Here is a 12,253-nt window from a genome sequence, read left to right as displayed (position 1 = left end):
AACTCAAGCGTGAGGCGGTATCCGGAGATTCACGGGGTTGCTCCAAGTATGCGTCTCGGGGCAAGTACGGCGAACGGGGGACGCGATTGCCGAAGGCGGCCAGACGGTGTTAGTTGCCGCAGCGGAAGGTTGGTCGGCATCATCGGCCACGCAGCCGCAGCACTAGCCGTCCAACGCGACCCTTGAACATCTCGCACAACTCATATCACGCTGTGGCGCACTCTCCTCCGCTAACGTCAGATGAGCTGCCACGAAGCTCCATTCCTCGTCTGATACGTCTGTCGTATAAGGTCTTTGGGTTCTCTCTTGTCATGCCTCCAGGGGTACCATGGTTTGACCGGAAGTTCTTAATACCTTCTATCTGCAAACAGATACGCAACGTTCCGATGCGCTCTACGCGCGTAGACGCTGTGCTTGAACCTGACAGGGGCTCAGTCCGCTGGCGCCCCGGCATCGACGCGACGGATCGAAATCGCACTCACTCTCGAGTATCGGTACTTTGAAATCGAGCGCTTCGGCGAGCGGCATCCCGCAACCTTCGACGAACGACGGAAAAAGCAGTGCCCCGACAGTGTTGCAGATACGCATGTAGCTTTTCGTCGAAGCAGTGGGCTTCTTCCATTGCGACGGCCTTTGGCGATTCGCAACACTCCTGCATATCGATGACGTTTTCGTATTCCGCGCGCCACGAGCACAGTAAAAAAACAAACCGTCCAGACAAAGCAAAAGCCCCGCAAGATTTCAATCTTGCGGGGCTTTTTTATCGATGCTAACGCTAAAGCGTTATCCGCTTAACGCGACATCATGTTCATACTGACGTTGTGCATCACCCACAACGTGCCGCCCACCACGATAACCGCGGTCAGCACGGTGAACACAAACGCCGTCACGTTCCAGCGCTGCGACGACGACGTGTTCATATGCAGGAAGAACACCAAGTGCACGAGGATCTGCACAAGCGCGAGGCCCGCGATCGCGAACAACGCACTATGGCCGCTCAACGTACCGGTCATTACGATCGCGAATGCCGCGACGGTCAGAATGACGGAGAGCACGAAGCCCGTCATGTAGCTGCCGAAGCTGCCGTGACCGCCTTCCGAGTGTGCGCCATGGGCGCTATGGCTATGGTCCATTTAGATCACGCTCGCAAGATAGACAAAGGTGAAAACGCCGATCCACACGACGTCGAGGAAGTGCCAGAAAAGGCTCAGGCACGTCAGACGGATCATGTCGCGTTCGGTCAGGTCGCGATGACGCATCACCTGCAGCGCCAGCACCACCATCCAGATCAGGCCGAACGTCACGTGCAGACCGTGCGTGCCGACCAGGGTGAAGAACGACGACAGGAACGCGCTACGGCTCGGACCTGCGCCTTCGGCGATCATGTGCGAAAACTCACGCATTTCCAGCACGAGGAACGCGAAGCCCAGCAGGAACGTCACGCCGAGCCAGCCGAGCAGCGCGCCCTTGCGGTTCTTGTGCGCGCCGAGCATCGCGAAGCCGTAGGTGATACTCGAGAGCAGCAGCATCGTCGTTTCGAGCGCGACGCCGGGGATCTCGAACAGCTCCTTACCGCTCGGACCGCCCGCGAACTGCTGGCTCATCACCGCGAACACTGCGAACAGTGCCGCGAAGATGATGCAGTCGGTCATCAGGTACACCCAAAAGCCGAACACCGAGTGCGACGGCACGTGGTCCGGCGCGAGATGCGGCTCAACCGCAATAGTCTTCTGTAACATCAGTCCACCTCCAGCGCGACCTGCTTGCCGACACCTGCGCCGACACCGGCCACGGCGCCAGCACCGCCGTTGCGTTTCTCTTCAATCAGCGCGACAGTGTCCGCCGGAATGTAATAGCCGTCGTTGTCCATGAAGCTGTACACGATCACGGTGGCGATCGTGCCAACCAGGCCAACGATCGCGAGCCACCAGATGTGCCACACGGCTGCAAATCCGAGCACCAGCGAGAACAGCCCCACCAGCAGACCCGCGGACGTATTCGACGGCATGTGAATGTCGCGATACGCCGGCACTTTGACACCGCCCTTGCGCGACTTCATTTCGCTGAACGCGTCGAGCGAGCGGACGTCCGGGATGTGAGCGAAGTTATAAACCGGCGGCGGCGAGCTCGTCGCCCATTCCAGCGTATGACCGTCCCACGGATCGCCCGTGAGGTCGCGGTTTTCCATCTTGTTGCGATCGCGGATGCTGACGACCAGTTGCAGCAGCTGGCAAGCGATACCGATTGCGATCAGCACCGCGCCGAACGCGGCGATGATCATCCACGGATGCCAATCCGGGTTGTCGTAGTGATTCAGACGACGAGTCGCGCCCATGAAGCCGAGCACGTACAGCGGCGTGAATGCGACCCAGAAACCAATCTGCCAGAACCAGAACGCGGCCTTGCCGAGCTTCTCGTTCAGCTTGAAGCCGAACGCCTTCGGGAACCAGTAGTTGAAGCCAGCCAGATAGCCGAACAGCACGCCACCGATAATCACGTTGTGGAAGTGAGCGATCAGGAACAGGCTGTTGTGCAGCATGAAGTCCGCGCCCGGAATCGCCAGCATCACGCCGGTCATACCGCCGATCGTGAACGTGATGATGAAGCCGATCGTCCACAGTACCGGCGTCGTGAATCGCAGACGGCCCTTGTAGATCGTAAACAGCCAGTTGAACACCTTAACGCCGGTCGGAATCGAGATCACCATCGTCGCGATGCCGAAGAACGCGTTCACGTCCGCGCCCGAACCCATCGTGAAGAAGTGATGCAGCCACACGAGAAACGACAGCACCATGATCGCGCAGGTCGCCCAGACCATCGTCTTGTAGCCGAACAGCGGCTTCTTCGCGAAGGTCGCGACGACTTCCGAGAAAATACCGAACGCCGGCAGGACCAGGATGTACACCTCGGGGTGACCCCATGCCCAGATCAGGTTCAGGTACAGCATTGCGTTGCCGCCGGCTTCGTTCGTGAAGAAGTGCATGCCGAGGTAACGGTCGAGACCGAGCAGCGCGAGCGTGACGGTCAGGATCGGGAACGACGCCATGATCAGCACGTTCGCGCACAACGAGGTCCACGTGAACACCGGCATCTTCATCCACGACATGCCCGGAGCGCGCATCTTCACGATCGTCACGAAGAAGTTCACACCAGTCAGCAACGTGCCGACACCGGAGATCTGCAGACTCCACAGGTAGTAATCGACGCCGACACCTGGACTGAACTGCAATTCCGACAGGGGCGGATAAGCGAGCCAGCCCGTCTGTGCAAATTCACCAACCACCAGCGAAATGTTGATCAGGATCGCGCTGACTGCCGTCAGCCAGAAGCTCAGCGAGTTGATGAATGGGAAAGCGACGTCGCGCGCGCCGATCTGCAGCGGCACGATGATGTTCATCAAACCGATCATGAACGTCATCGCCATGAAGAAGATCATGATGACGCCGTGCGCGGTGAAGATCTGGTCGTAGTGATGCGGCGGCAGATAGCCTGGGCTCAGGTACGACAGCGCCAGTTGCATACGCATCATGATTGCGTCGGCAAAGCCGCGCAACAGCATGATGAACGCAACGACGATGTACATGACACCGATCTTCTTATGGTCGACGGACGTCAGCCATTCGCTCCACAGGTAGCGCCATTTGCCGAAATACGTGATTCCGCCGAGCACCGCCAGTGCGGCGAGGGCCATGCCGGCGCCCGCCGTGACGATGATGGGCTCGTGATACGGAATCGCATCGAGAGTTAGTTTTCCGAACATGAGTTACCCCTTAGGCGCACAGTTGGCGTCTTTCATGTTGTCGATGACGTTGCCGTTGTTGTATTTGGCAATGATGTTGTTGAAGAGCTTCGGATCGACGGTCGAGAAGTACCGCACAGGGTCCTTTTCGCTCGGCTCCGACACCGCGTGATAGCGGTCCATGTCGAGGCGGTCCGACGAAGCGCGCACCTTCTCAACCCAGGCGTTGAATTCTTCAGGCGACGAGGCGAGCGTACGGAACTTCATGTCCGAGAAGCCCTTGCCGCTGAAGTTCGCCGCGAGGCCCGCGTAGTCGCCGGTGTGATCGGCGATCAGGTGCAGGCGAGTCTGCATGCCTGCCATCGCGTAGATCTGGCCGCCCAACTGCGGGATGAAGAATGAGTTCATCACCGTGTCCGACGTAATCCGGAAGTTCACCGGCGTGCCGACCGGGATCGCGAGCTGGTTCACCGATGCGATACCGAGGTCCGGGTAGATGAACAGCCACTTCCAGTCGAGCGCGACGACTTCGACGTTGATCGGCTTGACCTGCGACTCGAGCGGACGATACGGATCGAGCTCATGCGTGCTCTTCCACGTCAACACGGCGAGGAACAAAATGATCAGCGCCGGAATCGTCCAGACGACGACTTCGATCGCGGTGGAATGCGTCCACCCCGGTTTGTATTCAGCGTTTCTGTTCGACGCGCGATAACGCCACGCGAAAAACAGTGTCATCAGAATGACCGGCACCACGACAATCAGCATGGCCCACACCGAAGTCGCGATCAGATCACGCTCCGCGAGTCCCACACTCCCCTTCGGATTCAGAATATCGAGGTTGCTGCAACCCGAAAGCAGCAACATGAGGCTGGCGGAAATGAAACTTGCCGGCCTTCCCAGCGCCCGTCCTTTCATATCCACTGCCTCGTTTTTTTGACTTCAACGAACGTCATTCGACGGCTCTCCAGTAATAAGCGCTCGCATAATAGGGGGGCATCGAATGCTAATAAACACTCGAATTTGCAACGATCTATTGCATCGCGCCGCAGTGCGACACGTTGCCGCATTTCCCCGCACACCCTATTCACCAGCGTCGTTTGCGACGCTTCAAAACGAAGCATCTAAAAGTTGACGCATCGCAAGATCCCCTTCAAATAAGCACTGGAAAACCGCCGGACGCGCAGCGGTTTCGCAGTACTTCGTCGAGCATGCATTCACAAAGGGATTCGTAGCGACGCGCAAAAGCGCAAAAGCCGTCGCCGCATCCTGACGCGCGGATGCGACAACGGTTCTTGCGCTCTGTTCTTTTAACCCGGATTGTGCGTGGCGACGGGTGCCGGTCCGGGCGCCGCCGCCTGCAGATGCTCGCCAGCTTCGACCGGCACGTTGTCAGAAGGAAGCGCCGAGCGTTCGGATTGCGCGAGCAGCGTGCCGACCGACGGATCGATCGCATCGGTAAACGGCTTCGGATTGAGACCGATCGCGAGCACCAGCAACGCCAACGCACCGAGCAGCGCGAACTCGCGCTTGCCGAGGTCCTTCAGATTCGCGACGCGCGCATTGGCGATCGCGCCGAAGATCACGCGCTTATACATCCACAGCGTGTAGGCCGCGCTCAGGATCAGCGTGGTCGCGGCGATCGCGCCGATCCAGAAGTTGAAGCGGATCGCGCCCATCAGCACCATGAATTCGCCGACGAAACCCGACGTGCCCGGCAGACCGATGTTGGCCATCGAGAACAGCATCACGAAAGCGGCAAAGCGCGGCATCGTGTTGGCGACGCCACCGTATTCGGCGATCGATGCGCTTTTCGTGCGGTCGAACAGCATGCCGGTGCACAACAGCATCGCGCCGGACACCACGCCATAGGAGATCATCTGCACGATTGCGCCGGCCTGGCCGAAGCGGTTGAAGACGAACAGACCGAGCGTGACGAGGCCCATATGCGCGACCGTCGAATACGCGAGCAGGCGGCGCATGTCGGTTTGCACGAGCGCGAGCAGGCTCGAATAGATCACCGCGACGAGCGACAGCGTGATCATCATCGGCGCAAAGAAGTGGCTCGCTTGCGGCGCGATCGGCAGCGCAAAACGCAGCAGACCGTAGCCGCCGATCTTCAGCATGCCGATCATCACCGCGGCGCCGGTCGGGCCGTCGAGGTGCACGTCGGGCAGCCACGTGTGCAGCGGCCACATCGGCACCTTCACGCCGAACGCGGCGAGAAAGCCGAGGAAGATCAGCGTCTGCGGCACCATGTCGAGATGCGCTTCGCGCCACACGGCGAGGTCGAAGCTGTGCGTCTGGCTGTACAGATAGAGCAGCGACATCAGCATCATCAGCGAGCCGAGTAACGACACGAAGAAGAACTTCACCGCCGCATACGTGCGATTCTTGTGACCGTACGTGCCGATCAGCAGATATAGCGGGATCAGCGTCGCCTCGAATGCAATGAAGAACATCATGCCGTCGAGCGACGTGAACACGCCTTGCATGAAACCCGACAGCATCAGGAACGCGCCGTAGTACTGCGCGGTACGCTGGGTGATCGACTCCCACGACGCGATCACGATGATGATCGTAGTCAGCGCGGTCAGCGCGACGAGCCACAGCGAAATCCCGTCGATTCCCACATGCCATGCGATATCGAACGTCGGCGACCAGCGGACGTTCTCGACGAACTGCATCGAGGTCACGTCGTTGCGGAAATTCGCCACGACCGGAATCACCGGCAAGAAACCCGCCACCGCGCCGATCAGCGCGAGCCAGCGCGTGCGATTACGCGCCGCGTCGGACCCGGCGCGCAGAACCACGAAGCCGGCGACGATGGGGATCCAGATGAGAAGACTTAGAAGAGGCAATGGCATGTGCTCTGTCAAAACTTGAAGTACAAAACGCTGCGTCAATGCCGCCAAAACAGCAGGCATTGAAATTGAAATGTAAGTTGGAGTGCGCTGAAATTGACGCGTGGAGGGGTTTCCCGCTACACGTTTACCCGCAGCCGACCGACCGAGGGTGGGAGATTACCAAGATAAGAATAATTTTGCATCGCAGCAGCGAACAAATCCCTTCGGATTAGATTGTTGCGACGAGGACGCTTGCAAAACGCATCAAAATGTGCGTTTTCACCTTGTTACAAAGGCCCCGCAAACAATTGATAATTTGGCAGCAAAAGCCGGCAATTACCCGGAGGTTGGCCGCTTTTAGGCATCACCTGTTTGTGGGGCCGGTTCGGCTGGAACGGATCGTGCTGGACGGTCCTTTTCGGCCGGCGGCAACGACCCGCATTTGAACAAGAATTTGCGTTGTCGACGACAAAAAATTTTTTGTCCGGGCGGTCTGAATCGACCGGCGAACAGGGGCAACGATGCCGAGCGCCTCGGATCAAGATGCGCTGAACCTGTTCTACCGAGGCGCGCCAATCTTCCATTTGCCTTACGAAAAACGGCGTTTCGCCTGGCAGCTGCTGCGGAAATTCGCGCGGCGAGGCACACTCATTTCGCCTGGCCGGCGCCCCTCGCCCGGCCCCTTTTCCGGATCTCCTCGCATGGCGCTTCGTGACGACGACGTCGTACCCGCACTCGAATGCCGCGGCCTCAGCAAGCGGTACGGCACCGGCCGCATCGTGCTCGCGCAGCTCGACTTCACGCTCGCTGCGGGAGAGTTCGTCGCGATCATGGGCGACTCGGGCGTTGGCAAGTCGACGTTGCTCAACCTGATCGCGGGACTCGACCGCGCCGATAGCGGCAGTGTGCTGATCGACGGACGCCCGGTCGAGCAACTCGACGATAACGCCGCGACGCGTCTGCGCCGCCAGAAGCTCGGCTTCGTATTCCAGGCGTTTCATGTGCTGCCGCATCTGACGCTCGCGCAGAACGTCGCGCTGCCACTGCTGCTCAACGATCTTCCGACGGCCGCCGCGCTCGACATGCTCGCGGCGGTCGGGCTCGGCGGACGCGGCGACGACTTTCCGCGCGATCTCTCCGGTGGCGAATTGCAGCGCGTAGCCATTGCACGCGCACTCGTGCATCGTCCAACGCTGCTTCTCGCCGACGAACCGACCGGCAACCTCGATCCCGCGACCGCGCACGACGTACTCGGCCTATTCCGCGCGCAAAGCAAGGCGACCGGCGCGGCGACCATCATGGTCACGCATTCGGAAGCCGCGGCAGCCGTGGCCGACCGCGTACTGATCCTGAGCGACGGCGGCTTGCATGCCGCGCGCGATAAAGCCGCGAACGTCGCGCCCGCCGCGGCCCGCTCGACCGACGATGGCCGCTGACCTTCAGCCACTGCCGCGCGCGCCCGGCTATCGCGTTCTCGCACGCTGGCTACTGGCCGCGGAATGGCGCAGCCATCGCGGACGCGCACTCGTCGCCATCGCGACGATCGCGCTCGGCGTCGCGCTCGGCTACGCGGTGCAATTGATCAACAGCGCGGCCTTCAATGAATTCTCCGCGGCCGCGCGCAGTCTGTCCGGGGAAGCGGATCTGCAAGTGCGCGGCGCGCAGCCTTTCGCCGACGAGTCCCTTTATCCGCTGCTGGCCAACGAGCCGGGCGTGGCGCTAGCGAGTCCCGTGCTCGCGCTCGACGTCGCGGTGCCCGGCCGCAACGGTGCACTGCCCGTTCTCGGCATCGACGTCTTCAAGGCGAGCCGGATCACGCCCGATCTGATCGGCGTACCCTCGCCTGAGCGCCCGTTCGACACGCTCGCCTCCGATGCGATATTTCTGTCGACGGCCGCGCAGCAATGGCTGAACGTCAAGACCGGCGACGACGTGACGCTGCGGGTCGGCACCTCGGATCTGCAGTTGCGCGTCGCGGGCGGGCTCGTGCGCACGCGGCCGGGTCAACGGCTCGCGGTGATGGACATCGCCGCCGCGCAATGGCGGTTCGGCAAGGTGGGCAAGCTGTCGCGCGTCGACGTGCAACTCGAACGCGGTGTCGATCGGCAACGCTTCAAACGCGATCTGCAACAGCGGCTCGGCAGTGCCTGGGTAGTCGCCGAAACGCACGATACTGAGAGCCGCACCGATCGCCTGTCGCGTGCTTACCGGATCAACATGAATGTGCTCGCACTGGTCGCGCTGTTCACAGGCGCGTTCCTCGTGTTTTCGACGCAGGCGCTCGGTGTCGTGCGACGCCGCTCGCAGTTCGCAATGCTGCGTGTGATCGGCCTCACGCGAGTTCAGCTATTGCGGCAGATTCTGCTCGAAGGCGCGCTGCTCGGGCTACTCGGTTCGTTGTTTGGACTTGCGCTCGGCTACGCGATGGCAAGCGGTGCGCTGCGCTTTTTCGGCAGCGATCTTGGCGGCGGCTATTTTCCGGGTGTGCAACCGCGAGTCGGTTTCGAGCCGCTCGCGAGCGCGGTGTTTCTCGCGCTCGGGGTCGCGGTGTCGGTGTTGGGCAGCGTCGCGCCCGCCATCGACGCGGCACGCGCACGGCCTGCCGCGGCACTCAAGGCCGGCGCCGAGGAAACCGCGCTGGCGCGGCTCGCGACGCCGTGGCCGGCCTTCGGCTGTTTGCTGGCGGCCGCCGCGCTGACGCGCGTGCCGCCGTGGTTCGATGCGCCGATTGCTGGTTATCTGGCGGTCGCGTTGCTGCTCGTCGGCGGCATCGCACTGATGCCGCGCGTGACCGCGCTGATTTTTGGTGCGGCGAGCCGTGTGCGCGGCGCGCGACGCCGCGCGGGCGCGACGACTACGCTCGCGATTGCGCGTCTCGCGAATGCGTCGGGGCAGGCGTCGATCGCGATGGGCGGCGTGCTGTCGAGCTTCGCGCTAATCGTCGCGATGGCGATCATGGTGGCCAGTTTCCGCGTATCCGTCGACGACTGGATCACGCATCTGCTGTCCGCGGATCTCTATGTGCGCCTAACCTCCGGCGGCAATAGTGGTGACAGTGGCGGCTTGCGGCCCGACCAACAGACGCGCATCGCGACGGTCCCCGGCATCCGCCACGCTGCGTTTTCGCGCATCACGCATCTGACGCTCGATCCCGCCCGCCCGGACGTCGCGCTGCTCGCCCGCGAGATCGATGCGGCCGATCCGGGCGCGACCCTGCAGATGACCGGCGCGGTGCTGTCGCCGTCCGCGCTTCGCACCGGAGACATACCTATTTGGGTTTCCGAAGCAATGGTCGACCTGTATGGGTATCAGTTAGGTCAACGTGTGCGGTTGCCGCTCGGCGAGCATGATCAGATGTTCGTCGTCGCCGGCGTCTGGCGCGACTACGCGCGGCAGAGTGGCGCGATTCAGATCCGGCTTGGCGATTATCGGCGGCTCACCGGCGACTCCGCCGCAACCGATGTCGCCGTGACCGTCGAGCCGGGCGTGAGTGTCGAACGCGTCGTCGCAAGTTTGAAGGCGTTGCCGTTCGGCGCTTCGCTCGAGATGTCGCAACCGGGGGAGATCCGTGCGCGCACGCTGGTCATCTTCGATCGCAGTTTCGCGGTCACGTATCTGCTCGAGGCGGTGGCCATCGTGATCGGCTTGTTCGGTGTCGCCGCGACGTTTTCCGCGCAGACGCTCGCGCGCGCCCGCGAGTTCGGGATGTTGCGCCACGTCGGCGTGACGCGCGCGCAGATTTTTGCGATCCTCGCATCGGAGGGCGGCCTGCTCACCGCATCCGGCATTGCGCTAGGTTTCGCGCTTGGTTTCGCGATCAGCCTGATTCTCGTGTTCGTTGTCAATCCGCAGTCGTTTCACTGGAGCATGTCGCTGCATGTGCCGTGGTTCGTGCTGGGCACGGTCGCGTTGGTGATGCTAGTGCTGTCGTGCACGACGGCGGTGGTAGCGGGACGGGGTGCGGTGTCGGTGGATGCCGTGCGCGCGGTGAAGGAGGACTGGTGATGCGAGTTGTGCGGCGTGCGTGGGGGATGCGATTGCTTTGGAGTACCAGCAAATCTTCACTCCCATACCCTCATCGAACTTTTCGGAGTCTACTTTGCGTTGGCATAGCCGCTGCGTCGCCCTCTTTTGCCGCTAGCAGCGACTCCTCTGCATCCACGCCGGCCGCCTTCGCGGTAGTCACGCCCGAACATCTGATCTCGTTTCCGCGGGACACCGGTGCCCATCCGGAATTCCGCACCGAATGGTGGTACGCGACGGGCTGGCTCACGACACCCGAGCACCAACCGCTCGGATTCCAGATCACGTTCTTCCGTTCGGCGACTGGTCACGATGCCGCCGACCCCAGCGCCTTCGCCCCCTCGCAACTGATCATTGCGCACGCTGCGCTGAGCGATCCGGCCATCGGCCATCTCGTTCACGATCAACGCATCGCCCGGCAAGGTCTCGGGCTTTCCTACGCGAAGCCCGACAACACCGACGTCAAACTCGACGCATGGAAAATGATTCGCACCGCGGACGGTCACTACGAGGTCACCGCCGACGCAAGCGGATTCTCGCTACACCTCCAACTGACACCAACGCAGCCTCCGCTGATTCAGGGCGAGCGCGGTTACTCGCGCAAAGGACCGCGTCCCGAACAGGCAAGCTATTACTACAGCGAACCGCAACTCCGCGTGACGGGCACTGTGGTGCGCCCGGCCGCGGCTGCAAACGACTCGACGCCCAATGCTGCGGTGACGGGTACCGCATGGCTCGATCACGAATGGTCGAGCACATTGCTCGACGCCAATGCGGTCGGATGGGATTGGCTCGGCGCCAATTTGACAGACGGCTCGGCGCTCATGGCATTCAAGATCCGTAGCCGCGATGGACATGCAACATGGGCCCACGCGACGCTTCGCAGACCCGATGGGCAGGTAAGGAATTTCGGCCCCGGCGAAGTTTCGTTCACGCCGCATCGCATGTGGCGGTCGCCGCACACAAATACTTTGTACCCGGTATCGATGACGGTTAGAGCCGGAACTCTGACATGGCAACTCGATCCGCTGATGAACGATCAGGAACTCGACTCACGACAGTCGACCGGCGCGGTGTATTGGGAAGGCGCGGTGCGAGTGAGTCAACAGAATGCCGATGTAGGGCGGGCCTATCTGGAACTGACGGGTTACGCGGATGCGCTGCGGATCGGAAAGTAGTGAAGCGCGCGGAATTGACCGCGTAAACGCAAAAACCCCACCGCTGCGGGTGGGGTTTCTGGCTTTTGGGGGAGCCTGACGATTACCTACTTTCACACGGGCAATCCGCACTATCATCGGCGTGGAGTCGTTTCACGGTCCTGTTCGGGATGGGAAGGGGTGGGACCGACTCGCTATGGTCATCAGGCATGACGGGTTGCTGCGTCGCGGCCGGGTTGGAGTCAACCCTGCGCGCCACAGCCAATCGGGAAGAAGCGTAAAGGATTCGTGTGGGGGTTGTGTTGTTCAATCTGGCACAACACGGGTCTCAACCTGTGTGCTGGGAACGCCCAGGATAATGCTGGCGCCCTGCCCCCTGCGGGGGTTGACCTGAGTAAGCGCTAAAGCGCTAACTCATGTCGAAACACACCTGTTATAGGATCAAGCCTTACGGGCAATTAGTATCAGTTAGCTCAGTACATTACTGT

The 12,253-nt window shown here is 61.4% G+C and carries 8 protein-coding genes, 1 rRNA gene and 1 pseudogene; 3 read left to right on the top strand and 7 right to left on the bottom strand.

The features are described from left to right. Positions 1-471: 471 nt before the first annotated feature. From AB3X95_RS20430 to AB3X95_RS20405, 6 genes and pseudogenes are all read right to left on the bottom strand, one after another. Positions 472-679, bottom strand: a pseudogene (locus AB3X95_RS20430) (glycosyltransferase); the annotation flags it as partial. A 112-nt stretch (positions 680-791) separates the two neighbouring features. Then, positions 792-1,133: a cytochrome o ubiquinol oxidase subunit IV gene (cyoD, locus tag AB3X95_RS20425; RefSeq protein ID WP_176369841.1), complete on the bottom strand. Its 342-nt coding sequence runs from the start codon at positions 1,131-1,133 to the stop codon at positions 792-794. After that, entirely contained in the window at positions 1,134-1,739 is a 606-nt protein-coding gene (cyoC, locus tag AB3X95_RS20420) for a cytochrome o ubiquinol oxidase subunit III (RefSeq protein ID WP_184228596.1), read from the bottom strand. It lies immediately after the preceding gene. Beyond that, positions 1,739-3,760 (bottom strand): cytochrome o ubiquinol oxidase subunit I, encoded by a 2,022-nt coding sequence (cyoB, locus tag AB3X95_RS20415; RefSeq protein ID WP_368622392.1) that lies wholly within the window; start codon positions 3,758-3,760, stop codon positions 1,739-1,741. Before cyoB ends, cyoC begins: the two co-directional genes overlap by 1 nt. A 3-nt stretch (positions 3,761-3,763) precedes the next feature. Then, positions 3,764-4,657, bottom strand: a complete 894-nt coding sequence (gene cyoA / locus AB3X95_RS20410; protein ID WP_176369838.1) for a ubiquinol oxidase subunit II — start codon at positions 4,655-4,657, stop codon at positions 3,764-3,766. 392 nt (positions 4,658-5,049) lie between these two features. After that, the gene (locus tag AB3X95_RS20405; RefSeq protein WP_368622391.1) at positions 5,050-6,606 is read right to left on the bottom strand and encodes an NADH-quinone oxidoreductase subunit M; all 1,557 of its coding nucleotides are present in this window, start codon (positions 6,604-6,606) and stop codon (positions 5,050-5,052) included. Positions 6,607-7,286: 680 nt separating this feature from the next. On the opposite strand from AB3X95_RS20405, the gene AB3X95_RS20400 reads away from it, so the two are divergent. The 3 genes from AB3X95_RS20400 to AB3X95_RS20390 are packed head-to-tail and all read left to right on the top strand — an operon-like array spanning position 7,287 to position 11,786. Further along, on the top strand, positions 7,287-8,021 hold the full coding sequence (locus tag AB3X95_RS20400; RefSeq protein WP_176125283.1) for an ABC transporter ATP-binding protein: 735 nt from the start codon (positions 7,287-7,289) through the stop codon (positions 8,019-8,021). Further along, entirely contained in the window at positions 8,011-10,590 is a 2,580-nt protein-coding gene (locus AB3X95_RS20395) for an FtsX-like permease family protein (RefSeq protein ID WP_368622390.1), read from the top strand. The genes AB3X95_RS20400 and AB3X95_RS20395 overlap by 11 nt, the downstream gene beginning before the upstream one ends. After that, complete coding sequence (locus AB3X95_RS20390) at positions 10,590-11,786, top strand: lipocalin-like domain-containing protein (RefSeq protein WP_368622562.1); 1,197 nt, start codon at positions 10,590-10,592, stop codon at positions 11,784-11,786. The genes AB3X95_RS20395 and AB3X95_RS20390 overlap by 1 nt, the downstream gene beginning before the upstream one ends. Before the next feature lie 73 nt (positions 11,787-11,859). Here AB3X95_RS20390 and rrf read toward each other — a convergent pair. Next, positions 11,860-11,973: ribosomal RNA gene (rrf, locus tag AB3X95_RS20385) — 5S ribosomal RNA — on the bottom strand. Positions 11,974-12,253 lie beyond the last annotated feature (280 nt).

This window comes from Paraburkholderia sp. BR13444 (assembly GCF_040948755.1).
In the GTDB taxonomy this organism is placed as follows: domain Bacteria; phylum Pseudomonadota; class Gammaproteobacteria; order Burkholderiales; family Burkholderiaceae; genus Paraburkholderia; species Paraburkholderia youngii.
Note: the sequence above shows the minus strand (reverse complement) of the source record. Positions and strands in the feature narration are given on the sequence as shown.